General features: G+C 37.2%; 27 protein-coding genes, 3 pseudogenes and 1 riboswitch. Of the genes and pseudogenes, 21 read left to right on the top strand and 9 right to left on the bottom strand.

The features are described from left to right. Positions 1-31: 31 nt before the first annotated feature. The 16 genes from DJ93_RS10490 (at position 32) to DJ93_RS10415 (ending at position 14,304) form a co-directional block, all read left to right on the top strand. Positions 32-376, top strand: coding sequence for a toprim domain-containing protein (locus tag DJ93_RS10490; RefSeq protein WP_000640865.1), 345 nt, complete (start codon positions 32-34; stop codon positions 374-376). A gap of 3 nt (positions 377-379) precedes the next feature. Further along, the gene (locus tag DJ93_RS10485; protein ID WP_080743433.1) at positions 380-688 is read left to right on the top strand and encodes a thioredoxin family protein; all 309 of its coding nucleotides are present in this window, start codon (positions 380-382) and stop codon (positions 686-688) included. A 152-nt stretch (positions 689-840) separates the two neighbouring features. Continuing rightward, positions 841-1,185, top strand: coding sequence for a hypothetical protein (locus tag DJ93_RS10480; protein WP_042980705.1), 345 nt, complete (start codon positions 841-843; stop codon positions 1,183-1,185). 125 nt (positions 1,186-1,310) lie between these two features. Continuing rightward, positions 1,311-1,418, top strand: a riboswitch (SAM riboswitch). A gap of 200 nt (positions 1,419-1,618) precedes the next feature. Then, a complete protein-coding gene (locus tag DJ93_RS10475) occupies positions 1,619-2,644 on the top strand; it encodes a methionine ABC transporter ATP-binding protein (RefSeq protein ID WP_042980703.1) in 1,026 nt (341 codons plus the stop codon). Then, complete coding sequence (locus DJ93_RS10470) at positions 2,637-3,302, top strand: methionine ABC transporter permease (RefSeq protein ID WP_042980702.1); 666 nt, start codon at positions 2,637-2,639, stop codon at positions 3,300-3,302. Before DJ93_RS10475 ends, DJ93_RS10470 begins: the two co-directional genes overlap by 8 nt. A gap of 22 nt (positions 3,303-3,324) precedes the next feature. Next, on the top strand, positions 3,325-4,137 hold the full coding sequence (metQ, locus tag DJ93_RS10465) for a methionine ABC transporter substrate-binding lipoprotein MetQ (RefSeq protein ID WP_042980701.1): 813 nt from the start codon (positions 3,325-3,327) through the stop codon (positions 4,135-4,137). Positions 4,138-4,361: 224 nt separating this feature from the next. Beyond that, positions 4,362-5,168, top strand: coding sequence for a methionine ABC transporter substrate-binding lipoprotein MetQ (metQ, locus tag DJ93_RS10460; protein ID WP_042980698.1), 807 nt, complete (start codon positions 4,362-4,364; stop codon positions 5,166-5,168). A gap of 239 nt (positions 5,169-5,407) precedes the next feature. Continuing rightward, positions 5,408-6,193 (top strand): Fe-S cluster assembly ATPase SufC, encoded by a 786-nt coding sequence (sufC, locus tag DJ93_RS10455; protein ID WP_042980697.1) that lies wholly within the window; start codon positions 5,408-5,410, stop codon positions 6,191-6,193. Positions 6,194-6,208: 15 nt separating this feature from the next. Beyond that, positions 6,209-7,501 (top strand): Fe-S cluster assembly protein SufD, encoded by a 1,293-nt coding sequence (sufD, locus tag DJ93_RS10450; RefSeq protein ID WP_042980695.1) that lies wholly within the window; start codon positions 6,209-6,211, stop codon positions 7,499-7,501. Further along, positions 7,501-8,721 carry a cysteine desulfurase SufS gene (gene sufS, locus DJ93_RS10445; RefSeq protein ID WP_042980694.1) on the top strand — a complete coding sequence of 407 codons (1,221 nt, stop codon included), beginning with the start codon at positions 7,501-7,503 and terminating at the stop codon, positions 8,719-8,721. The genes sufD and sufS overlap by 1 nt, the downstream gene beginning before the upstream one ends. After that, positions 8,711-9,142: a Fe-S cluster assembly sulfur transfer protein SufU gene (sufU, locus tag DJ93_RS10440; protein WP_000009523.1), complete on the top strand. Its 432-nt coding sequence runs from the start codon at positions 8,711-8,713 to the stop codon at positions 9,140-9,142. The genes sufS and sufU overlap by 11 nt, the downstream gene beginning before the upstream one ends. Before the next feature lie 48 nt (positions 9,143-9,190). Continuing rightward, positions 9,191-10,588, top strand: coding sequence for a Fe-S cluster assembly protein SufB (gene sufB / locus DJ93_RS10435; RefSeq protein ID WP_001118827.1), 1,398 nt, complete (start codon positions 9,191-9,193; stop codon positions 10,586-10,588). Between the two features lie 810 nt (positions 10,589-11,398). Further along, positions 11,399-12,814 carry a bifunctional metallophosphatase/5'-nucleotidase gene (locus DJ93_RS10430; protein WP_310593256.1) on the top strand — a complete coding sequence of 472 codons (1,416 nt, stop codon included), beginning with the start codon at positions 11,399-11,401 and terminating at the stop codon, positions 12,812-12,814. Positions 12,815-12,879: 65 nt separating this feature from the next. Next, positions 12,880-13,182, top strand: coding sequence for a YunC family protein (locus DJ93_RS10425; protein WP_042980691.1), 303 nt, complete (start codon positions 12,880-12,882; stop codon positions 13,180-13,182). Between the two features lie 55 nt (positions 13,183-13,237). Then, positions 13,238-13,975 (top strand): sporulation protein YunB, encoded by a 738-nt coding sequence (yunB, locus tag DJ93_RS10420; protein WP_042980690.1) that lies wholly within the window; start codon positions 13,238-13,240, stop codon positions 13,973-13,975. 50 nt (positions 13,976-14,025) lie between these two features. Beyond that, positions 14,026-14,304, top strand: coding sequence for a hypothetical protein (locus tag DJ93_RS10415; RefSeq protein ID WP_042980689.1), 279 nt, complete (start codon positions 14,026-14,028; stop codon positions 14,302-14,304). A gap of 27 nt (positions 14,305-14,331) precedes the next feature. Here DJ93_RS10415 and DJ93_RS10410 read toward each other — a convergent pair whose 3' ends face one another. Beyond that, positions 14,332-15,315 (bottom strand): M23 family metallopeptidase, encoded by a 984-nt coding sequence (locus DJ93_RS10410; protein WP_042980685.1) that lies wholly within the window; start codon positions 15,313-15,315, stop codon positions 14,332-14,334. Between the two features lie 189 nt (positions 15,316-15,504). On the opposite strand from DJ93_RS10410, the gene lipA reads away from it, so the two are divergent. Continuing rightward, a complete protein-coding gene (gene lipA / locus DJ93_RS10405; protein ID WP_042980684.1) occupies positions 15,505-16,401 on the top strand; it encodes a lipoyl synthase in 897 nt (298 codons plus the stop codon). 19 nt (positions 16,402-16,420) lie between these two features. Here lipA and DJ93_RS10400 read toward each other — a convergent pair whose 3' ends face one another. Together DJ93_RS10400 and DJ93_RS10395 are read right to left on the bottom strand one after the other, a co-directional pair. Then, on the bottom strand, positions 16,421-16,900 hold the full coding sequence (locus DJ93_RS10400; RefSeq protein WP_042980683.1) for a YbaK/EbsC family protein: 480 nt from the start codon (positions 16,898-16,900) through the stop codon (positions 16,421-16,423). 111 nt (positions 16,901-17,011) lie between these two features. Continuing rightward, on the bottom strand, positions 17,012-17,575 hold the full coding sequence (locus DJ93_RS10395; RefSeq protein ID WP_042980681.1) for a histidine phosphatase family protein: 564 nt from the start codon (positions 17,573-17,575) through the stop codon (positions 17,012-17,014). A gap of 140 nt (positions 17,576-17,715) precedes the next feature. On the opposite strand from DJ93_RS10395, the pseudogene DJ93_RS33700 reads away from it, so the two are divergent. Next, positions 17,716-18,072: pseudogene (locus DJ93_RS33700) on the top strand (hypothetical protein). Between the two features lie 23 nt (positions 18,073-18,095). Here DJ93_RS33700 and DJ93_RS10390 read toward each other — a convergent pair. Continuing rightward, complete coding sequence (locus tag DJ93_RS10390; protein WP_042980679.1) at positions 18,096-18,911, bottom strand: YhfC family intramembrane metalloprotease; 816 nt, start codon at positions 18,909-18,911, stop codon at positions 18,096-18,098. Positions 18,912-19,020: 109 nt separating this feature from the next. Between DJ93_RS10390 and DJ93_RS10385 the strand changes: the two genes are divergently transcribed. Further along, positions 19,021-19,755: a MerR family transcriptional regulator gene (locus DJ93_RS10385; RefSeq protein ID WP_042980678.1), complete on the top strand. Its 735-nt coding sequence runs from the start codon at positions 19,021-19,023 to the stop codon at positions 19,753-19,755. A 381-nt stretch (positions 19,756-20,136) separates the two neighbouring features. Here DJ93_RS10385 and DJ93_RS10380 read toward each other — a convergent pair whose 3' ends face one another. Beyond that, positions 20,137-20,715 (bottom strand): YhcN/YlaJ family sporulation lipoprotein, encoded by a 579-nt coding sequence (locus DJ93_RS10380; protein ID WP_042980677.1) that lies wholly within the window; start codon positions 20,713-20,715, stop codon positions 20,137-20,139. 118 nt (positions 20,716-20,833) lie between these two features. On the opposite strand from DJ93_RS10380, the gene DJ93_RS10375 reads away from it, so the two are divergent. Further along, complete coding sequence (locus tag DJ93_RS10375) at positions 20,834-21,136, top strand: YutD family protein (RefSeq protein ID WP_042984180.1); 303 nt, start codon at positions 20,834-20,836, stop codon at positions 21,134-21,136. Positions 21,137-21,147: 11 nt separating this feature from the next. On the opposite strand, the pseudogene DJ93_RS10370 reads toward DJ93_RS10375, so the two are convergent. The 4 genes and pseudogenes from DJ93_RS10370 to glpX all read right to left on the bottom strand — a co-directional run bounded on the left by DJ93_RS10370 (position 21,148) and on the right by glpX (position 23,803). Next, a pseudogene (locus DJ93_RS10370) lies at positions 21,148-21,668 on the bottom strand (GNAT family N-acetyltransferase). An 11-nt stretch (positions 21,669-21,679) separates the two neighbouring features. Continuing rightward, complete coding sequence (locus DJ93_RS10365) at positions 21,680-22,177, bottom strand: hypothetical protein (protein ID WP_042980674.1); 498 nt, start codon at positions 22,175-22,177, stop codon at positions 21,680-21,682. A gap of 372 nt (positions 22,178-22,549) precedes the next feature. Then, positions 22,550-22,816: a DUF3055 domain-containing protein gene (locus DJ93_RS10360; protein ID WP_000392608.1), complete on the bottom strand. Its 267-nt coding sequence runs from the start codon at positions 22,814-22,816 to the stop codon at positions 22,550-22,552. 15 nt (positions 22,817-22,831) lie between these two features. Next, complete coding sequence (gene glpX, locus DJ93_RS10355) at positions 22,832-23,803, bottom strand: class II fructose-bisphosphatase (RefSeq protein WP_042980673.1); 972 nt, start codon at positions 23,801-23,803, stop codon at positions 22,832-22,834. A gap of 147 nt (positions 23,804-23,950) precedes the next feature. On the opposite strand from glpX, the pseudogene DJ93_RS10350 reads away from it, so the two are divergent. Continuing rightward, positions 23,951-24,390: pseudogene (locus tag DJ93_RS10350) on the top strand (DUF86 domain-containing protein). Positions 24,391-24,424: the final 34 nt, after the last annotated feature.

Genomic DNA, 24,424 nt, shown 5'->3' with positions numbered 1-24,424 from the left:
TGTATAGTATATGGTGATCGGGTGATGACATATGATTTATGTAGAAAAAGTCATTATTGTAGAAGGTAAATCAGACAGAAGAAAGATTGAATCTATTATTCGTGAACCGGTGGAAATTGTTTGTACAAATGGTACAATTGGTTTGTCGAAGATGGATGAGCTCATTGATCAGTTTTTTGATAAAGATGTGTATGTATTAGTGGATGCTGATGATGCAGGGGAAAAGTTAAGAAAACAATTTCGTAAAGAATTTCCACAAGCAGAGCATATTTATATTGATCGCTCGTATCGAGAAGTGGCAACTGCGCCATCTTCCCATTTGGCGAATGTATTATGGGGAGCTGACATTGACGTTTATACAGAATATTTACGGTAAGGAATGATAGAAGTGATTGACTGGACAGGAGCCGAAGCTATAGCCCTAATAGAAAACGAAGAAAGAACAGTGTTATATGTATATACACCAATGTGTGGAACATGCCAATTAGCCAAGAAGATGTTAACTGTTGTTGAGATGACGATAGAGAATCTGAAAATTGGGATGTTGGATTTAAATTATGCTCCGCATTTAGCGAGAGAGTATGGGATAGAAAGTGTACCTTGTTTGCTTGTATTTGAAAATGGGACACTTGAGAAGAAAATATATGCATTTCATTCGGTTGAATATTTATATACGGAATTAAAGTAGGCGGCAAAGTTTTTGCCGCCTCGACATATTTCTTGGGAAATATGTCGAGATGCGTGATAGATACAGTATTTGTCGAGCGAAAGTAACAGGATTGCTCTTTAGTAAGAGGGAATGGTATGTAGTAGAAAGTGATATGAAGGATGTGATTTAAGGTGAAATTATATTCTTTGCTGCAATCATTTGTAAATTACGCTAATGGTCAATATCATTTGGAACCACTTTTAAGACAAGGAGAAAGAACTGTTAATTTTCGCTATGGAGATGAATATTGTTCATTGCAAATTTCAAAAGATTATATAGAGCTTTTGAAAGAGGAAAGAGGAACGGAACAAATCGTTTGTTTAGACGAAGAGGATGTAGAACGATTGGTGAACGGAAATGTAAGGTTGCAGACGTTAATGAACGATGGGCGTGTGCAATATTCCGGAACATATCGAACGATGTTACTAGTTGAATCGATGTTTCATATATGTAAACCGATGTCAGTGGGGGCTTAAAATTCTGAAGTTTCATTTTTTATGAAAATTTCTGTTGACACAGTGTTTGTATATTGATACAATTCAAGTCATAAAATATAGACAATTTCATAAATTTTAAATCAGACGAAAATTCAATCTGATTTCTCTTATCAAGAGAGGTGGAGGGACTGTGCCCTGTGAAGCCCGGCAACCGTCAACTTATGTTGAAATGGTGCCAATTCCTGCAAAGCAAATGCTTTGAGAGATGAGAGAGAGGGATAATGTTGTTATATACGCATATAAACCTTTCTGCTCATCTAAAGCAGAAAGGTTTTTTTGTTGTTTGAATGAGGAGGACATTCAAATAATAAGAGGAGCTATAGCGATAGATTACACGCATTAAAAATAAAAAATTGCGGAGTAAATCTAAAAGAAGCCGCTTGCGCTTTTTATTAAAAAAGGGGTGAACATCATGATTTTATTAGAGAATGTTAAGAAAATATATAGGTCAAAAAGCGGTGATGTCACTGCTGTAGATAACGCCAATTTAAAGATAGAAAAAGGTGAGATCTTTGGTGTTATCGGATATAGTGGTGCTGGAAAGAGTTCGTTAATCCGATTGTTTAATCAGTTAGAGAAACCAACTTCCGGACAGATTACAATTGCGAATCGTGTTATTTCAGCGATTACTGGAAATGAGCTTCGCAAGGCACGCCAAGAAATTGGGATGATTTTTCAGCATTTCAACTTACTTTGGTCACGAACTGTACGTGAAAATATCGCTTTTCCACTAGAAATTGCGGGTGTGGATAAGGCAGAGAGAGGAAGGCGTGTAGAAGAACTAATTCGGCTTGTTGGATTAGAAGGAAGAGGAGAAGCGTATCCATCCCAGCTAAGTGGTGGACAAAAACAAAGAGTCGGGATTGCAAGAGCGTTAGCTAACAATCCTCAAGTACTTTTATGCGACGAAGCGACGTCAGCTCTTGATCCAGAAACGACGGATCAAATTTTAGATTTATTATTAGATATTAATAAGCGTCTCGGTTTAACAATTGTATTAATTACACATGAGATGCATGTCATTCGAAAGATTTGTAATCGAGTTGCTGTAATGGAGAAAGGGAAAATTGTAGAGACTGGCCCTGTACTAGATGTGTTCCGTAATCCACAGCAAGAGATTACAAAACGATTTGTACAACAGTTAACTGATTCAGAAGATACAAATGAAACGATTGAAAGCTTAATAGAAAAGTATCCGGATGGAAAAGTAATTCGCTTGCAGTTTATTGGTGAAGCGGTAGAACGTCCAGTACTTCAAAGGCTAATGAAACGAGATGATCTAGAAGTTAGCATTTTGCAAGGGAATATCGCACAAACGAATAACGGCTCTTACGGTAGTTTAGTCGTTCATTTAAACGGTGAGGAAACAGCGATCCAGCAAGCAATTGACGGAATACATCAAGATCAAGTAGAGCTGGAGGTGATTGCACATGGATAAGTTACTCGCAAATGTTGATTGGAATCAAATGTTAGAAGCAACAGGTGAAACGTTATATATGACGGCAATCGCAGCGTTTGCCACATTTGTTTTAGGACTTATTTTAGGACTGTTACTCTTTATGACAGCGAAAGATAATTTATGGGAGAACAAAGCAGTTCATACGGTGATTGGGGCGTTTGTGAACATTTTCCGTTCTATACCATTCATCATTTTAATTATTTTATTAATCCCGTTTACAAAGATTCTTCTTGGAACAATCCTTGGAGCAAGTGCAACATTGCCAGCTTTAATTATCGGCGCAGCACCGTTTTACGCAAGAATGGTTGAAATTGCACTTCGTGAAATTGATAAAGGTGTAATTGAAGCTTCAAAAGCGATGGGGGCAAAAACAAGCACAATCATTTTGAAGGTATTGATTCCGGAAGCATTACCAGCATTAGTATCAGGTATTACAGTAACGACAATTGCGCTTGTAGGTTATACAGCAATGGCTGGTGTTGTCGGCGCTGGTGGACTGGGGACACTTGCTTATTTAGAAGGATTCCAGCGCGGTAATAACGATGTAACAATCGTTGCGACAATTTGTGTATTACTAGTTGTATTTTTGATTCAGTGGATTGGTGATCGTGTAACGACTCGAATAGATAAAAGATAATTGAAACGGGAGGGCATTTCAAATGAAAAAATTATTACTTACAGCACTTATTTCAACGTCAATTTTTGGGTTAGCTGCTTGTGGTGGGAAAGACAAGGATGAAAAGAAACTTGTTGTTGGGGCTTCTAACGTACCGCATGCTGTTATTTTAGAAAAGGCAAAACCTCTATTAGAGAAAAAAGGAATCGAATTAGAAATTAAAAAATTCCAAGATTATGTGTTGCCGAACAAGTCATTAGCAGATAAGGAATTAGATGCGAACTACTTCCAGCACATTCCGTATTTAGAAAAAGAAATGAAAGATAAAAAATATGACTTTGAAGTAGCAGGGAAAATTCACTTAGAACCGATTGGTGTATATTCTCAAAAATATAAGAGCTTAAAAGACCTTCCAGATGGGGCAACAATTATTATGAGTAATTCTGTTGCTGACCATGGACGTGGTTTAGCAATTCTACAAAAAGAGGGTATTTTAAAAATTAAAGATGGTGTAGACCCAGTTAAAGCAACTACAAAAGATATTGCGGATAATCCGAAAAATCTAAAGTTCAAAACGGATATCGAGCCAGGTTTATTGCCACAAGTGTATAACAATAAAGAAGGCGATGCTGTTTTAATTAACTCTAACTATGCGATTGATGCAAAATTAAATCCAGAAAAAGATGCGATTGCTATTGAAGGTAACGATTCGCCATATGCAAACATCGTAGCAGTTCGTAAAGGTGATAAAGATAAAAAAGAGATTAAAGCTCTTGTAGAAGTATTGCATTCTAAAGAAATTGAAGACTTCATTAGTAAGGAATATAAAGGGGCAGTTGTTCCTGTAAAAGAATAATTGCTGAAAAAGGGCTGGTGTATGCCGGCCCTTTTTATCCCGCATTAACGGGCAGTAAGACTCCCACCTCAAAATTCGGCAGGAACAAAGAAGTTAGATGGGAGATCAACTGCCCGTAAATGCCCGATTGGTTCAACTAATAATCAGTGGGGGATGAACAAAATCCCCACTGATTAAAGTTTCACTTTATAACTACATAACGATAGGGGAGAAGGGGACATCATATGAAAAAGATTATACTGTCAGTTGTTACAGCGCTATCCGTATTTGCATTAGCTGCTTGTGGTGGAAAAGATGAGAATAAGCTTGTCGTTGGAGCTTCTAATGTGCCACATGCTGTTATTTTAGAAAAGGCGAAACCGATATTAGAGAAGAAAGGGATTAAGTTAGAAATTAAAAAATTCCAAGATTATGTGTTGCCAAATAAAGCGTTAGCGGACAAAGAGATTGATGCAAACTACTTTCAGCACATTCCGTATTTAGATAAAGAAATTCAAGAAAAAGGATATAAAATTGTAAACGCAGGGAAAATTCATTTAGAGCCAATGGGTATTTATTCCAAGAAATATAAAAGTTTAAAAGATCTTCCGGATGGCGGAACAGTTATTATGAGCAATAACGTAGCTGAGCGAGGACGTATGTTAGCACTATTACAAAAAGGTGGCGTTATTAAACTAAAAGATGGTGTAGATGTCGTTAAAGCAACAGTGAAAGATATTGTGGAAAATCCAAAAAATTTAAAGTTTAAAACAGATGTGGAGCCTGGCCTTTCACCGAAGCTGTATGAAAATAATGAGGGAGATGCTTTATTCATTAATTCTAACTATGCAATTGATGCAAATTTAAATCCGAAAAAAGATGCAATTGCAATTGAAGGATCAGACTCTCCGTATGCAAATATTATTGCAGTTCGTAAAGGTGATGAGAAGAAAAAGGAAATTAAAGAGCTAGTAGATGTATTGCATTCAAAAGAAATTCAAGATTTTATTAATAAAGAATATAAAGGTGCTGTGCTTCCTGTAAGTGAATAAGCAAAGAAAAAAGGACTGGAAAATTACCAGTCCTTTTTTCTTTATATAAATAAGAAGAAAGGTGTATTATATAAGGATGTAAAGGAAGTAATTATATACATTTATGAAAAAATTGTTACTTTTTATCTTCGTTTGCGATATCATTTTATTTGATATAAAATTAGAATGAGAATAAAATGAGAATATGAACGTTTTAGGAATTTTTAAAATGTATATAGAGGATTAATGGAGGTATTGAGATGGCTGGTTCTACATTAACGGTTAAAGACTTACACGTATCAATCGATGGTAAAGAAATTTTAAAAGGTGTAAACCTTGAAGTAAAAGGTGGAGAAATCCACGCAATCATGGGGCCTAACGGAACAGGTAAATCAACTTTATCTTCTGCAATTATGGGTCACCCAAAGTATGAAGTAACAGAAGGTAGCATCATCATCGACGGTGAAGATGTATTAGAAATGGAAGTAGATGAGCGCGCACAAGCAGGTCTATTCCTAGCAATGCAATATCCAAGTGAAATTAGCGGAGTAACAAACGCTGACTTCTTACGTTCTGCAATTAACGCACGTCGTGAAGAAGGTGATGAAATTTCTCTTATGAAATTTATCCGTACATTAGATAAAAATATGGAATTCCTAGAAATGGATCCAGAAATGGCACAACGTTACTTAAACGAAGGTTTCTCTGGCGGTGAGAAAAAACGTAACGAAATTCTTCAATTAATGATGATTGAGCCAAAAATCGCAATCTTAGACGAAATCGACTCTGGTCTTGATATCGATGCGTTAAAAGTTGTATCTAAAGGTATTAATGAAATGCGCGGTGAAGAGTTCGGTTGCCTAATGATTACGCACTACCAACGTTTATTAAACTACATTACTCCAGACTTCGTTCACGTTATGATGAACGGTCGTATTGTTAAGTCTGGTGGTCCAGAACTTGCACAACGTCTAGAGTCTGAAGGTTACGACTGGATTAAAAAAGAATTAGGTATTGAAGACGAAACAACAGAGCAAGAAGCGTAAGAGAGGAGCATAAACATGACAATTGGTACATTACCTTTCGATCAAGAAACAATCCGTCAGCGCGCAAGCGAAGTAAACGAAGCTGCTTGGTTGACTGAGTTCCGCTTACAAGCTCTTGCACAAGCAACTGAACTTCCAATGCCAACGCCTGATAAAACAAAAATCGATAAGTGGGACTTTATCGGAAAAGGCGATGCTGCTAAGCAAGAGTCTGTAAATTCTTTAGCAGAGCTTTCTGAAACAGTAAAAAACTTAATTGATGAAAATAATAGCGTATTAGTACAACGTGCTGGTACTACTGCATTCGTTTCTTTAGCAGAAGAAGCAAAAGAAAAAGGTGTTATTTTCACAGACATCGTAACAGCTGCAACAGAGCATGCTGAACTAGTACAAAAGTACTTAATGAAAGACGGCGTGAAGGTAGACGAGCATCGTCTAACAGCACTTCATGCTGCATTAATCAACGGCGGTGCATTCGTATATGTTCCGAAAAACGTTGTTCTTGAAACTCCACTTCAAGCTGTATTCTTAGTAGACGGCGAAGAAGCTAACGTATATAACCACGTATTATTCGTGGCTGATGCGAACAGTACTTCAACTTATGTAGAAAACTATGTTGCAAATGAAAATGCTAAAGGTATTGCAAATATCGTAGCAGAAGTAATCGTGGAACAAGGCGCACAAGTGAAATTTGGTGCGGTTGATCTATTAGCAAAAGACGTAACAACTTACGTTAACCGCCGCGGTGTAGTAGGACGCGACGGCCGCATTGATTGGGCTCTAGGCCTTATGAATGACGGAAATACAATTTCAGAGAACGTTACGAACTTAATGGGGGACGGTTCATTTGCTGATACAAAAACAGTAACAATTGGCCGTGGTAACCAAACACAAAACTTTACAACTAAAGTTGTTCACTTCGGTAAACACTCTGAAGGTTTCATCTTAAAACACGGTGTACAAAAAGATAGTGCAACATCTATCTTTAACGGAATTGGTAAGATTGAACACGGTGCATCTAAATCAAATGCACAACAATCTTCTCGCGTTCTTATGTTAGACGAGAAAGCTCGTGGTGATGCAAACCCAATTCTTTTAATTGATGAAGATGATGTAATGGCAGGTCACGCAGCTTCAGTAGGTCGCGTAGATCCAACTCAACTATACTACTTAATGAGCCGTGGTATTCCAAAACGCGAAGCAGAACGTTTAGTCATCCATGGATTCTTAGCACCTGTAGTAAATGAGCTTCCAATTGAAGGAGTAAAAGCACAGCTTGTTGAGGTAATTGAAAGGAAAGTTCGCTAATGAATATTCATGAAATACGCAAACAGTTTCCAATTCTTGATCAAAAAGTGAACGGCAAACAACTTGTTTATTTCGATAGTGCAGCAACTTCTCAAAAACCAATTCAAGTCATTGAAACGTTAGAACGTTACTATAAAGAATATAATTCTAATGTGCATCGCGGTGTTCATACGCTCGGTACGAAAGCTACCGATGCGTATGAAGGTGCACGTGAGAAAGTTCGCAAGTTTATTAACGCGAAATCAATGGAAGAGATTATTTTCACGCGCGGAACGACAACTGCATTAAATACAGTAGCGGCTAGCTATGGTCTTGAAAATGTAAAAGAAGGCGATGAAATCGTTATTTCTTACATGGAGCACCATAGTAACATCATTCCGTGGCAGCAAGTTGCAAAGAAAACTGGCGCAACTTTAAAATATCTTCCACTTCAACCAGATGGGACAATTTCAATAGAAGATGCTCGTCAAACAATTACACCGAATACAAAAATCGTTTCTATCATGTATGTGTCTAACGTACTTGGAACGATTAACCCTGTAAAAGAAATCGGAGCAATCGCACACGAAAATGGCGCAATTATGGTCGTTGATGGTGCACAAAGTACACCTCATATGAAAGTAGATGTACAAGATTTAAACTGTGATTTCTACGCATTATCTGCTCATAAGATGTGCGGACCTACAGGTATCGGCGTATTATATGGTAAAAAAGATTTGCTAAACAATATGGAGCCAATTGAATTTGGCGGTGAAATGATTGATTTCGTAGATTTACAAGAATCTACTTGGAAAGAGCTTCCGTGGAAGTTTGAAGCAGGTACACCGATTATCGGTAATGCAATCGGACTTGGTGCGGCAATTGATTTCCTAGAAGAAATCGGTCTTGATAATATTGAAAAGCATGAGCATGAATTAGCGCAATACGCTTTAGAAAGACTATCAGAAGTAGATGGCGTTACAATTTATGGTCCAAAGCATCGCGCTGGTCTTGTTACATTTAATATTGAAGACGTACATCCTCATGATGTAGCAACTGTATTAGATGTAGAAGGTATCGCGGTTCGCGCAGGACACCACTGTGCACAACCGCTTATGAAGTGGCTAAAAGCTTCTTCAACAGCACGTGCGAGCTTCTATTTATATAATACAAAAGAAGAAATTGATACATTTGTTGAATCGCTAATCAAGACAAAGGAGTATTTCACAAATGTCATTTAATAATTTAGATACGTTATATCGTCAAGTTATTATGGATCATTACAAAAATCCTCGTAACCATGGCGTGTTAGAAGATAGTGTTACCGTTAATTTGAACAATCCAACTTGCGGCGATCGTATTCAACTTACGATGAAAGTAGAAGAGGGTATTGTACAAGAGGCGAAGTTTGAAGGCGAAGGATGTTCCATCTCAATGTCTTCAGCTTCAATGATGACACAAGCAGTAAAAGGAAAGAAAATTGAAGAAGCACTTCAGCTTTCGAAAATTTTCTCTGACATGATGCTAGGAAAAGAGTACGATGACAGCATTGATTTAGGAGATATTGAAGCATTACAAGGCGTATGCAAGTTCCCTGCACGTATTAAATGTGCAACATTAGCGTGGAAAGCGTTAGAAAAGGGCTTAAACGAAGATAAGTAATGTTAAAGGTTCCTAAAAACGAGGTTATCTAAGGAGGGACACACCAACATGGCGAAGCAACTGCCAGATATCGGCGATTATAAATATGGTTTCAAAGACAAAGACGTTTCGATTTTCCGTGCTGGACGCGGTTTAACAAAAGAGATCGTTGAAGAGATTTCACGTATGAAAGAAGAACCACAGTGGATGTTAGACTTCCGTTTAAAATCACTGGATAAGTTCTACGAAATGCCAATGCCACAATGGGGCGGCGACTTAAATGACTTAGATTTCGATGAAATTACGTACTACGTAAAACCATCTGAGAAGTCTGAGAAGTCTTGGGATGAAGTACCTGATGAAATTAAAGCTACATTTGATAAATTAGGTATTCCAGAAGCTGAGCAAAAATATTTAGCTGGTGTATCTGCACAGTACGAATCTGAAGTTGTATACCACAACATGAAAGAAGACCTAGAAGCTCTAGGAATCGTCTTCAAAGATACAGATAGCGCATTAAAAGAGAACGAAGATATTTTCCGTGAGCATTTCGGAAAAGTAATCCCACCAACAGACAACAAATTCTCTGCATTAAACTCTGCAGTTTGGTCTGGTGGATCATTCATCTATGTTCCAAAAGGTGTAAAAGTTGATACACCACTTCAAGCGTATTTCCGTATTAACTCTGAAAATATGGGACAATTCGAGCGTACGCTTATCATCGTAGACGAAGGCGCACACGTACACTATGTAGAAGGTTGTACAGCACCTGTTTACACGACTAACTCACTTCATAGTGCGGTAGTAGAAATCATCATTAAGAAAGATGCATATTGCCGTTATACAACAATTCAAAACTGGGCGAACAACGTATACAACCTAGTTACAAAACGTGCGGTTTGTGAAGAAAACGCAACGATGGAATGGATTGACGGTAACATCGGATCTAAATTAACGATGAAATACCCAGCGGTTATCTTAAAAGGCGAAGGCGCTCGTGGTTTAACATTATCTATCGCGATTGCTGGTAAAGGCCAACACCAAGATGCAGGTGCGAAAATGATTCACTTAGCACCAAACACATCTTCAACAATCGTTTCTAAATCGATTGCGAAACATGGTGGTAAAGTAACTTACCGTGGTATTGTACACTTCGGACCAAAAGCGAAAAACTCTCGCTCTAACATCGAATGTGATACGTTAATCATGGATAACCAATCTACATCTGATACAATTCCTTACAACGAAATCAAAAACGATTACGTTTCACTTGAGCACGAAGCGAAAGTGTCTAAAGTATCAGAAGAACAATTATTCTACCTAATGAGCCGCGGTATTTCTGAGCAAGAAGCTACAGAAATGATCGTAATGGGCTTCATCGAGCCGTTCACTCGCGAACTTCCAATGGAATACGCAGTAGAAATGAACCGCCTAATCAAGTTTGAGATGGAAGGTTCTATCGGTTAAATAGAAATGCGGAGCCGACTGTTCAGACCCGTTGGCTAAGGTTCTTTCGCACAGAAGATGCTTTTTATCTTCTGGTGCGGAAGGTTCTTAGACATGAGGGTCTAGGAGGCAAAGCTGGACAGTATTTGAAAGTGGAAGTGGCTCGTTTAGCTACTGGAACTGGATAATACGTAGAATGAAGGAAGCGCCCTGCATAGCAGGGCGCTTTTTATTTGGTATTTGGATCTCGGTCGGAGATACCCCACTTAGTATTTAGTTAAATATATCAACGTTTTGAAAAGGGATATCGATTTATCAACAAGTTACGACATGGTGGACGGGCGCATATCCCCTAATATGCAAAAAGAGCCATTAAAAGACGGCTCTAAAACCCAAACACTACAAATATAAAAGGAATACATACTAATATAAAAATAACTAAGATAAGCAAAACAAAGATACCGACAAATCTCAATTTGCTCGTTTCGTTTTTAGATATAGCAATCATGCTGAATATGAGTCCGAGAATGATGAGAGGGATGCTGATAAATAGAAATAGATTAGGTAAGTAAAGTACGGAAGCGATAAATAAAAGCCCTCCTGCTAATGAAGACGATAGTGAGAGAAAGCTGTATCGATTATTAGGCAATGGTTATCTACCTCCTTATATAAATAATAATGTGAAAAAATTCATATTAAAAGGAGAATCTTTTGCTTTTTCTTCTAATGCGAGTACAATGTAAAATAGCAAGAAAAGGCGAAAAGTATTTACAGGATTATTGTATGCATGTAGCGTAAATGGCAGTAAGGAACTGAGAGGAGGTTTTTTCTCTGAATATAAATAAAGAAACAATTATTCACCTTTATCATACAAACGATATACATAGTCATTTTGAAAATTGGCCACAAATTTCTCGGTTTGTACTAGAGGAGAAAAAACGAAGACAGGGAGCAGGAGAGTCTGTTTTAACGTTAGATATTGGCGATCATGTGGATCGCTTTCATAGTATTACGGAAGCTACAAACGGCCGAGGAAATACGAGGTTATTAAACGAGGCGTTATATGATTATGTAACGATTGGAAATAATGAGGGTATTACATTAGCGAAGGAGCATTTAAACTATTTGTATGATGCTGCTGGGTTTGAAGTGCTTGTAGCTAATTTATTTGAAAAAGAAGGCGTACGTCCTACTTGGGCCAAGCCGTATAAACTTCATACAACGACAGATGGGATTACAATTGCTTTCATCGGCTTAACAGTAGCCTATCCGGAATTTTATTCTATGTTAGATTGGCGTGTTGAAGATCCGATGGTGCATTTAGAATCCATTTTGGACGAAGTAAAAGATATAGCGCATATTACAGTTGTACTTTCTCATCTTGGAAAGAGTACGGATGAGTATATGGCTGAGAATTATGATATCGATATAATTTTAGGGGCGCATACTCATCACTTGTTTGAACGTGGAGTTCTCGTGAATGGTACTTTGCTTTGTTGCTGTGAAAAGTGGGGACATTACGTTGGCCATGTGCAGCTTACTGTGGATAAGGAAACGAAGCGGTTGTTGAAAAAGGACGGAAGAGCAATTAAAACAGAGCGTTTAAGTGCTTATAGTGAGTCGCTATCCACAATTGAAATGTTACAAGAAGAAAGTAAGCATATAATGGCAGAGCCTGTTGTTCATTTAAAAGAACCGTTACCAATTGATTGGTTTAAAGAGACACCATTTTCTCACATGTTAGCAAGTACGCTTAAAAATTGGTGTAATGCAGAGATTGGTATGGTGAACGCAGGTGTGCTGTTAGAAGGGTTAAATGAGGGTGTTGTGACACGCGGAGCTATCCACCGAATTTGTCCACATCCAATTAATCCGTGTGCGTTAAAGGTACCAGGAAAAACATTGAGGGAAGTTATTTTAAAAGCACGTCGTCCAAGTATGGAACAACTTGAAGTAAAAGGATTTGGCTTCCGCGGGAAAGTAATGGGTAAGATGATTTATGACGGTATAGAAGTGATCCCAGACACGATTCCTGGGAATAAACTTCTACTGGAAGATGTATTGATTAATGGAGAGCCGTTGGAATTAGATCGTATATATACGGTAGGAACGATTGATATGTTTACTTTTGGATACTTATACCCAGAGCTATCCACACTTTCTGACAAACAATATTATATGCCAGAATTATTAAGAGATGTGTTAACAGAGATGTTGATAACTTATACATCTTCCGTCAAACTATAGGCTAGTTAACGTGTAACACTCATTTTTCTCTTTTCATAAAGATAAGAAAGAGAGGAGTGTGAACTATGGTTAATGTAGAACCAATTGTAATTGATAATTATACGTTCATAGCGGTTAGTGTAAAGCTTCCGAAAACAAATTTGCTAGCTGTAATGAGCGATAAAGGATATATTATGTGCGGTGCTTTAGATGTCGGTCTTTTAAATGAGAAGTTAGGAGATCGAGGGATTATTGCGGGCCGTGCAGTTGGCGTGAGAACGATTGAACAACTTCTTGAAGCACCTCTTGAATCGGTAACTACTGGAGCTGAAGCTTTAGGCATTCCAGCAGGAACAATTGGAAAAGATGCATTATTAAAAATGAGATAAGCATATATAGTCCCTCTTTCTTGCATAGAAATGATATAAGAAGGAGGGTTTTCTTATGCGCACATTTCGTACAAAGACTTCACGATTTCGAAAAGGACCGCTTCCCTTTCGGCATGTATTGTTCATTTCGTTTATTATTTTTTTGCTCATGACTTTGCAAGGTTTATGGATTGTGAATAAAAGCATTCAGCCCACTTTGATTAAGTATGGAGAAACACAGACGCATAAAATGGCAACTGTAGTGATGACGAAAGCTGTAAAGGACCGAATGAATGAAGGATTTGACGTTGATTCATTAATGAAAGTACAAAATGATAAAAATGGAAAAGTATCCACAATCGATTTAAATACTAAGCAAGTAAATGAGATTTTAACATCGACTACGTCATACATAGAGAAATACTTACACCAAGTGGAGAAGGGGGATATGAAAGCGCTCGGTCTTTCTGAAAAGAGCGGCGTATCTATGTCAGTTCCTCTTGGCCGTATAACAGATAACGCACTCCTTGGGAATGTAGGACCGGATATTCCAATTAATTTCACAACAATTGGTCATGTGAATACAGATATTAAACAAAAGATTGAGCCGCAAGGGATTAATAATACCGCGATTAAAATTATTATGGAAGTTGAAGTTACATTGCAAGTTATTATTCCGTTTCGTACGAAAGAAATTACAGTAAAGCAAAATATCCCAATTGCGACGCGAATTGTTCAAGGAGAAGTGCCAGCTTATTATGGAAGTGGTGGAGTGGCTATACCAGATAAGAAAGAGAAGAAAACGGATGATTAGTTATTCGTTTTCTTCTATGTAAATAGAATAAAGAAGAGGAGGCGAATATAGTGAGCGAAGCAATGAGTAAAAAAATGAATATCGTATCGATTTGCTTCAGTGTTATACAGGCAGCTATTTATCTGTTCCTTTTCTTATTTCAAAATATTAATCAAGCGATACCGTTAGTTTTCTATGGCTATCTGTTTCTTTTTCCACTATGTGCAATTTTGTTTGCTTTTTTAGGAATAACACATGATCTCAATAAATGGGCATGGATGAGCATTGTGATGAGTTATGTTTTGCAATTTCTTATCGGAATTATTGCGATGAGTGGTCTAGGTTTATAAAAAATAACCGTAGCGTATTTGCTACGGTTATCGTTTTACATTCGCACGTTCTTTTCGTTCCCAAAGACTTAAATGCATATACGGATCGAAAGCCCATTCTGTATAGCCGTTGTCTTTATACATTCCGAAATGTAAGTGCGGAGGGAATTTCCCGGCTGTTCCAGGAGGACCGTAACCAGTACTACCGACAAAGCCGATTACTTTTCCTGGTTCGACAATTTGTCCAAGCTGTATTTCTTTTGAGAATCCCCCTAAATGAGCGTAATAGTGGTAATTATTATGAAGATCCCGAATGCCGATGCGCCATCCACCGAGGCGGTTCCAACCTTTTGTTTCAATAATGCCATAGCAAGTTGATCTTACTGGTACACCATATCTTGCAAAAATATCGGTGCCTTCATGAATACGTCTTCCGCCAAAACTTCTTCCAGCACCAAAGGTACTACGATAGCTATGATCACTGTGAATCGGAAGAGGAAAGGCGTTTCCTTCTAAATTAATACGTCCGTAGTGTCTATAAATTTGGGCATATTCTGTAATTAATTCAACTGTTTTCGCACGTCTATAATATTCCCAGAGCATAATTTTAATGTGATCTTCTGAAGTTCCTTGTTTCTTTAAAATAGTTGCTGCTGTATGAAGAAGATCACGGTCGTTATTTGTATTTGCAAATCCATCTTTGTCACCATCTAAACCTATTCCTCCAAATAAGGAAATTGCATGAGGGAGAGTATCACTACTATTAGAAGGTCCAGCCCACACCTCTGGTTTAAAATAGAGGGAAATGATGGCATCAGGTTTCTTCGGAATATCCTTTCTTACGCTCCGTATATTTCTTTCGTATTGATCCATTGCAGCTAAGTAATACCATGGAACACCTGAAGATTGCTCAGTTTCTTTGTATAATGCCATGCGCTTGTCGTATATGCTTTGCTGATTGTCTTCACCATAAGCGATGTTTTGGTGGAGAAGAAAGCAAATCAAAAGCAATAGAGAAATTTTTCGAAGCATGAAATAGACTCCTTTCGCAACATCACTCTTTTTAGTGTGGGATATACGAAGTATTTCATTATAGGGAACGATTGGAAAAAATCTTAGAATCTTCATTTGAGCAAATCGCTTTCATACGTTAGAATAGATATGTTACATTGAAAGAAGCGAACACGGTAAACTATTTCATATTGTGCGGAGTTGATAACCATGACAAAACAAACAGAATATAAGCGCAAGCCCGAATGGTTGAAAATTAAGTTAAATACAAATGAAAACTATACAGGCTTAAAGAAAATGATGCGTTCTAAGCAGCTTCATACCGTTTGTGAAGAAGCGAAATGCCCGAATATTCACGAATGCTGGGCTGTAAGAAAAACAGCAACATTTATGATTTTAGGTGCGGTTTGTACACGTGCTTGTCGTTTTTGTGCGGTTAAAACAGGCTTACCAACTGAGCTTGATTTACAAGAGCCAGAACGCGTAGCAGATTCTGTAGTACAAATGGGCTTAAAACACGTTGTTATAACAGCGGTTGCACGTGATGATTTAAAAGATGGCGGAGCAGCTGTTTTTGCTGAAACAGTACGAGCTGTTCGTCGCAAAAATCCATTCACGTCTATCGAAGTATTACCATCTGATATGGGTGGAGTAGAAGAAAACTTAAGAATGTTAATGGATGCAAAACCAGATATTTTAAACCATAACATTGAAACAGTACGTCGATTATCTGACCGAGTTCGCGCTAGAGCAAAATACCCTCGTTCATTAGAGTTTTTACGTCAAGCAAAAGAAATGCAGCCTGATATTCCAACTAAATCGAGCATTATGGTAGGTTTAGGTGAAACGAGAGAAGATTTAATTGAAGCAATGGATGACTTACGTGCAAACAATGTGGATATTTTAACTCTTGGACAATACCTACAACCATCTAAGAAACATTTACCAGTTATTAAATATTACACACCAGCAGAATTTGCTGAGCTTAAAGAAATTGCACTTAGCAAAGGATTTAGCCACTGTGAAGCTGGCCCACTTGTGCGTTCTTCTTACCATGCAGACGAACAAGTACGTTCTGCAAAAGAGAAAACGGCAGAAGCGAAATAATGAAAAAAGAGAGCTATCATTAGCTCTCTTTTTGTTTGTATTCTAAAACTGTATTTTGACATGTGGATAAAATCTTTTTTAATTCTTCTGTGGATAATTCAATCGTAAATTCTGGGACACCCGGTGTAATTAGAATTTTATCGTAAGTATAAACAGCACTGTCCACAATAATCGTTATATCCTGTGAATAGCCAAAAGGCGCAACACATCCTGGCATGCAGCCAGTTTCTTCTCTTAGTTCATCAGGTGAACAAAGGGATAAACGTTGTCCCGTTATTGTTTTCATTTCGCCCCGGTCTAAGCGAGTTCCTTCCAGCGTAAAGAATACGTAATAAGCTCCAGATTTTGATTTTAAAAATAAACTTTTACTTGGAGTACCTTGTAAACCAAGCCTCTCACGAACGACACGATCTGTCTCATAATCGAGAACTGGTTCATGTTCATACTTCTCGTAAGAAGCATTTGTTTTATGTAGTAAAGAGATTACTTCTTCGTACATATTCTCATAATACCCCTTTCTATATTTATTACAGTTTCGCCATCTTTTCAAAATCTTGGCGCGCAAAGTGAATCTTCTCGCGGTGTCAACTGAATGCATTGGAAAGGGCTATTAATACTTCGCAGTAGATGGCATTTCCCATAATCTTTGGATTACTAGTTCTTCATCGATAGTAATTTCATAAACATCAGGATTGTTTAAGTTTTTCCATTCTTTAAAGCCAATCTGATCATCAAAGTATTTTAAAATAAGTGTTAGTAAGTTTCCGTGTGTAACGAGTAATATCGTTTTATGATTTTGTTTCAAAATTTCTTGGACAAGCGATATGGCACGATCCATTGCTTGTTTTGTCGACTCTCCGCCTGAAAAGGAAATATCTATATGAGTAAAAGTATATTCTAGTTTTTGTAGCCAATCATCCATTGAAGCATTGCTTAATATACGCTCCGCTAACCGTTCATCTTCTTGAATAGATACATTAGCTTGAAGCGCAAATGGCCGAATGGAATCAATAGCTCGGACAAAAGGACTTGAAATAATACAATCTACTTGTAGGTGCTTCGCTATGAGAAATTCAGCAAGAGCGTTTGATTGATGCTTTCCTGTAATCGTTAATTCAGCATCACGTTCTTGCCCAGAAGCTGAGCAGTGCCTTACTACAATTAGTTTCTTCAAAATGCATCCCTCATCTTTTAAGTTGACGATACATACTTCGACAAAGGTGGGAAAAATTCCTTTATGTAAGAAATGATAGAGAATAGCGATAAAAACATGTGGATAAGTAATGTGGATAATGAAAAATAAGAGGTACCATTGTGAAAAGAATCATATCCATTGTATTTATTGCATGTTTTCTCACACAGTTTTCCACAATATATGCAGCATCGGACCGAAAATTAGAATATCCAAGTAATCAAAAGCAGGAAAATTTCATTTAAAGAAGTGGCAGATGCAGAATTTACTTTTCATTAGAAAACAAATGGGAGTTGTCATAATAAAGTTGTGATACGAGATTCTTTTATTTACCCTGATCGACAAGTTTATTTTTTTGCTTCCTTTTTTCAAAATGAAAAAGAAGAATTTCGTAAATTTATCGTTGAGGATGCGGAAATAAAAAATGAACTTTTGAGCGGAGAAGTTATCAACAATATGATAACCCATATAAAAAATAAACCACCAATTGGTGGTTTATTTTTTACTCTGAAGCACTTACTAATTGCTCTTTCATTTTGCGAATAAGTACGAAAGCTCCAATTGCAAAGATTAAAATAATCCCTTCTGCGATAAAGATGTTGATGATTTGTCTTTGATAAAGTGCAGCAAAGAAATCCACTAATGCATGGAATAGCACAGCGTATACAAGGAAAATGTATTTTTTCTGTTTTACTGCGTATACGACAAGCATTGTGAATGCAATTTGCAAGACAAGGGCCATAATTCTTTCTACACTACCCAGTAAGTATAAGTAGGCTGGTGCCTCGATTAATGCATCTTGTACACGACTTAGCTCAGGTAATTTTTCAACCATTTGAGCGAAGCTACCATTATTAATAGATGTGGCAAAGATAAGAGTTTGAAGTCCAGCGAATCCACCGACTAATATAGATTCAATTCCGCCGTGTCCAATTCCATATGCAAGACCATCTTTATATTCTTGATATTTTTTGAGTAAGAAGAAGAAGGCAACGAACCGTCCTAGTTCTTCAAAAATACCAGCAGTAAGTCCGCCGTAAATGGCAAAGATAAATGGATTTTCTAAAAATTTAGCTGTCGTTGGATTTCCGCGCATGAATAGATGAAAAGGTGTTTCGAGAATTTGGGTAAACCCGATATAGATAAGAACACCAATTCCAACAATTTTCCAGTTAATATGAAATTTTTTTCGGAAGTAAACGAGTACAATAATGGGAACCAGAACCGAGAGAATGAGCTGAATTGTGATGCTGGCAATTACAGTATTTGAGATCATACTTTCACCGCTTTCTAATGTATGTACATATATATTATGCATGAAATGTAGGAGAATGTGGAGAAATGAATCTTTTAGAAATAAAAAAGGATTTTTTATTGACTCTAACGTTGCGTGATACTTTATTGTATGTATGGAGGGGGAGATGAGCATGACAATGAGGGTGAAAGAAGTAGCAAATTTAGTTGGAATTAGTGTGCGCACACTACATCATTATGATGAGATAGGGTTGTTAACCCCGGATGAAACGACCGAATCTGGATATCGTTTGTATTCCGATGAAAATTTAGAGACGTTGCAGCAAATTTTATTTTTTAAAGAACTTGGCTTCCCTTTAAAGAAGATTAAAGAAATTATTATGAGCCCTTCATTTGACCGAGAAGGAGCACTTTTGCTTCATAAGAAAATGCTAATTGAAAAGCGAGCTAGATTGGATAAGGTGATTGCGACGATTGATAAGACAATTCAGTATACAAAAGGGGAGATCGATATGACGAATAAAGAGAAATTTGAGGGATTTGATTTTAGTCATAATCCGTATGAAGAGGAAGCGCGTGAACGATGGGGAGATACATCCGTAGATAAAGCGAATAAAGCAGCAAAAGGCATGTCTCAAGACAAACAGGAAGAATTTAATGGCATTTATAGAAAGCTTGCGAAGCTTCGAAATGGTGCACCGGATTCTATTGAGGCGCAAGAAGCAATTCAGGTTTGGTACGATTACTTGCAAAACTTCGGTGACTATTCAGTAGAAGCTTTTAAAGGATTAGGTCAAATGTATGTTGCTGATGAGCGCTTTACGAAAAATATTGATCAGTTTGGAGAAGGTTTGGCCCAATTTATGTGTGATGCGATGGAGGTGTATGCGGATCGAAATAAAAAATAATTGCGATATAAAAATAGAAATAGAATGAAGTTTTTAGCATGAAGTCATATATGAATTCATGCTCTTATTTTAGTGATAAGTTATAAAGAGGTATAGTTTACTATGTAAAAACGCTGTCGATCGTAAACATCAACAGCGTTTTATTTGTGAAGGTATAGGTGCAAATAAGTTACTATTTATATTTATCCCGTTATTTGAGGGCAGTAAGACTCCCACCTCAAAATTCGGCGGAAGCAAAGAAGTAAGGTGGGAGTCGGGCTGCCCGTAAAAGCCCGATTGGTGTGGGCTAATAATCAAATCAGTGGAGGATGAAAAAAACACTGATTAAAGTTTCACTTTATTTGCTTCAGACAAAACCTGTAAAGGTTGTCTCTACATTTTCTATTTCTTAATCATGTTATTTAATGTTTGGTCTTGCGTATTATTTAAATGAGGATTTTTACCCATTTCACGTTTTAACATATCAAGACTTTGCTCATATTCCTTATCGTTTAACGTACCAGATTGAAGTCCTTGAATTTGAGAAATCAATTTTTGGTCTGTTGATACATATGCTTTATAATAACGAGGAACGATGGATAAAGCTGTTTTATATACTTGATCTGTTACGAGTGCCGGATCATTTGTTTTTGCACGATACACAACGAACACTTCATCATCAGTAACGAGCGTAGCAGCATTTGTAACGTCAGGAAGCTTGACTGTCATACTTGTAATCATTTCAGCAACTTTCTCACGATTAATTGCTCCTACTTGTTTGTTAGATACTTCATGTTTTTGTTTAGAAGAATAGCCGACTCTTGTTAATCTTGTATTTGTATTTTCTGTATGATACATGTCGTTTTTATTGGAAACAAGAACACGGCTTCCTTCCTCGTGTTCCATTTCTGCTTTGTTGCTTGTTTGGCAGCCTGCAAATAAGGAAAGAGTGAGAAGAGAGAGTAGTATTTGTTTTTTCACGATGTATCACCTCCTTCTCCATAGCATTTACTACTTTTCAATTTTTTGTATTTGAAATTGTTGGTTGTTCTGCTTTGTGATACGATAAAAAGAAGAATGCTTAGAGAGGAAGTTTATGATGGAGCAAAAGCAGGAGATTCATGCTACAGTGAGCATGAATAATGTTCAGTACGAAGTAATTAAAAACTATCGTGACGGTTTTCGTGAAGAAGCATTTAAAGAGCGTTATGCAGAAATTTTAAATAAATATGATTATATCGTTGGGGATTGGGGCTATGAGCAACTTAGATTGCGTGGTTTCTTTGACGATAGTAATCAACGTTCGACATATGATACGAAAATTAGTACATTATCGGAATATTTATACGAGTACTGTAACTTCGGGTGTGCACACTTTGTACTACGAAAAGTGAAGAAATAAAAAAAATCCTCTTACGATTGTAAGAGGATTTTTTCATAGCAGTTATACCAGTTGTGAGGAGTTTCTTTATTTGTAAAATAAACAGCCCCCCGGCAAATATAATTGTTTTTTCATATAGGCTTAATGAAACGGGATTACCTGTAAAGCAATCTAGGCGTATTCCAGTATAGTTTTTTTGTTTTGCTTCGTTTTCCCAAAAGGATAACAGTGCTTTGCTATATCCTTTTCCTTGAGCGAGCGGATGGATGACAAAAGAGTGGACGATAAGAAAGTGTCCGTCTGTTTTCGACCAGTCAATCAGTTTGTATTCTGAGGACTCTGATTCGTTTAAGACGACAGCGCCGACAAGTACTTGGTCTTGGAATAGACAATACAATTCGTCTTGTTCTAAATGATAGGAAATGTGTTCTCGCGTCGGATAAGAATCATCCCATTGGTAAATTTGATTCTGTAAGAGTGCTTTTTTACATTCTGCATACATCACGTCTAATTCGTCCAACAAATCAATTGTACCTTTTCTTATTTTTAGCATAATTGTCTCCTTTATAAACAAATTGAGATGAAATCACCTTCAGTAAGTGTTGTATTTGGTTTCATCTGTTGCCCGTTTAACTGAATACGACCTTTTTTAATTTTATCGACAATGGCAGCGCGGCTCCAATCTGAAATATATGTGGATAATGCTTTATCAATTCGGTGAGATCCGAGAACAATTTCTAATGTGATTGTTATTTCTTCTATACCACTTTCTTCGTATTGTGTAATAGAAATGGTAGTACTTGTTTCAGTTTGTTCTTGCTGAGTCATATCGACAGTTTCGACATGATCAGTAAATGATTTATAAATGCGAAATTTTTGATTCCACGTATGATCTTTCGGACATTTATAAATTGCAAATCTGTATATGTTTTTTCCATTTGCGTTATGCCTGCGAATGCTTGTGTCGGTAAAAAGGGTAGTACATCCGCAATTTTTACAATATCTTTCGATTGTGGATAACTCGTTTTCATATAAACTCCAAGAAAGTTGTACTTTCTGCATTTTCCTTCACCTCTTATATAGTGGTAAAGGAACGTAATACAGCTATTTGGATGTCTTGTAGTATGAAGACATGAGAAGTAGACAAAAATAAAAGGAGATTCCCCTAAGAGGAACCTCCGTAAACATCATACTACAGATGCGTTACGTTCCTTTGTAATGGGAATGGGCAGACTACTCCCTTGAAAAAGCGCGGTGCTTTTTTGAGAGTAATGCTATCCAATTGCTGGTCCATTACAAAGTAAATGTTGGCATACGTAGATAACGTCCTTTCTATCCAAATAGATTTGTTCATAAGTATAACATATAAGATTGAAAATTCAAAATTTAAATCGTGAAAAAACACCAGCTAAAATAGCTGGTGTATAAGATAAATTATATAAGTTCAAATAAAAATGAGCGTAATTCTTCTGCAATTTCTTCAGACATAGAAAATGCATGCTCTAAGTAGCCTGGTTCGTTTAAATCGTCAGGACCGATGATAGCAAATTTATTGCGCTGCATATCAAGGACAATCGTTTTACCATAATGACGATCGGAGTATAAAAGCGCTAAATCATGACGCTCATTTTCCCCCATAAAGCTAACGAAACGAGTTTTTGTAGCGACTGTATCGTCGTACAGAAAGAAACGTTCTTCCATACACATGGCTCCTTTTTAAATATCTAAGTTTAAGTGTGGCTTATGGTCTAAATGGTGATGTGTTTTAATGAATCGTACCGTTCTTGTTTTGTAACGCATAACGATAGAATATGTTTCAGCTAAATCTCCACCTAGGAATTTCACGCCGTCTAATAATTCACCAGCAGATACACCTGTTGCTGAGAAGATTGCGTCATCACCAGATACTAAATCATCTAACATAAGAAGTTGACGAGGATCTTCTAATCCCATTTTACGGCAACGATCTTCTTCTTCTTCGTTCATTGGAACTAAGCGCGCTTGCATTTCACCTTCAAGGCATTTTAGTGCTGCTGCAGAGATAACACCTTCTGGAGCGCCACCAATACCTACGAATAAGTCGATACCTGTTCCAGGTAGAGCTGTAGCGATTGAGGCACCAACATCTCCATCACCAAATAGTTTTACGCGTGCACCTTTTGCACGAACACGGTCAATAATATCTTGATGACGTTCACGTTCTTGTACGATAACCGTTAGGTCACGAATTTTTTTATTGTTTGCTTCTGCTACAATTTCAATTGTTTTTTCAATTGGATCATCTAAGCTAATTTTACCAGCTGCTTTTGGACCAACCGCGATCTTTTCCATGTACATATCCGGAGCATGAAGAAGGTTTCCTTTATCTGCAATTGCGATAACTGCCATTGCATTTGCAAGACCTTTTGCAACGATGTTTGTACCTTCTAATGGGTCAACGGCGATATCTACTTCTGGACCGTTACCTGTTCCTAATTCTTCACCAATATACAACATCGGTGCTTCATCAAGTTCTCCTTCACCAATTACAACAGTACCTGCCATGTTTACTGAATCAAACATATCACGCATAGCTGTAGTTGCTGCATCATCTGCTTCGTTTTTCTTTCCGCGGCCCATCCATTGTGCGGATGCTAAGGCTGCTGCTTCTGTTACACGGACAATTTCTAATGCGAGTTCACGTTCCAAGGTTGCATTCCTCCAATTTCAAAAATCATACAAATATAACTATAACAAATAACGACGAAAAGGTGAATTCGAAAAATTGTCGATTTTTTCAGAAGAAACGGTTACAATTGAAATGTAAATGCTTTAATTTCCAGGAAGGTGACATTCATGTACTTTGTAGACAGAAAAAAATAGAGCAAATGTTAACATGTTTAGAGCAAGTGGTAGATATATTCCAAGAGAAGAAGCAATATGAAACGCCTTTTGAGTATTACGCATTAGAGCGCATGTCGCATCTTGTTATTGATTGTATATTAGATGTGGGAAATGCGATGATTGATGGATTTATTATGCGTGACCCAGGAAGTTATGAAGATATTATCGATATTTTAATGGATGAAAGAGTCATAAGTGAGGAAGAAGGAAAGGGTGTTAAAGAAGTCATTCTACTTCGAAAAATGCTTATGCAAGATTATATTCAAATGAACCATGAGGAATTATATAAGACAATTCAAAAACATATCGGGGTAGTAGGGCAATATCCTGCGAACATTCGCCGTTATTTAGAAAAGGAATTAGGACCTGTATCTGCATTTGTAGCAGAATAGGTGTACATATAAAATCCCCAAAATACCTTTTGGG

This window comes from Bacillus clarus, from assembly GCF_000746925.1.
GTDB classification, from domain to species: Bacteria; Bacillota; Bacilli; order Bacillales; family Bacillaceae_G; genus Bacillus_A; species Bacillus_A clarus.
The sequence above is the reverse complement of the archived record's forward strand: the minus strand, read 5'-3'. Positions and strand labels throughout refer to the sequence as shown.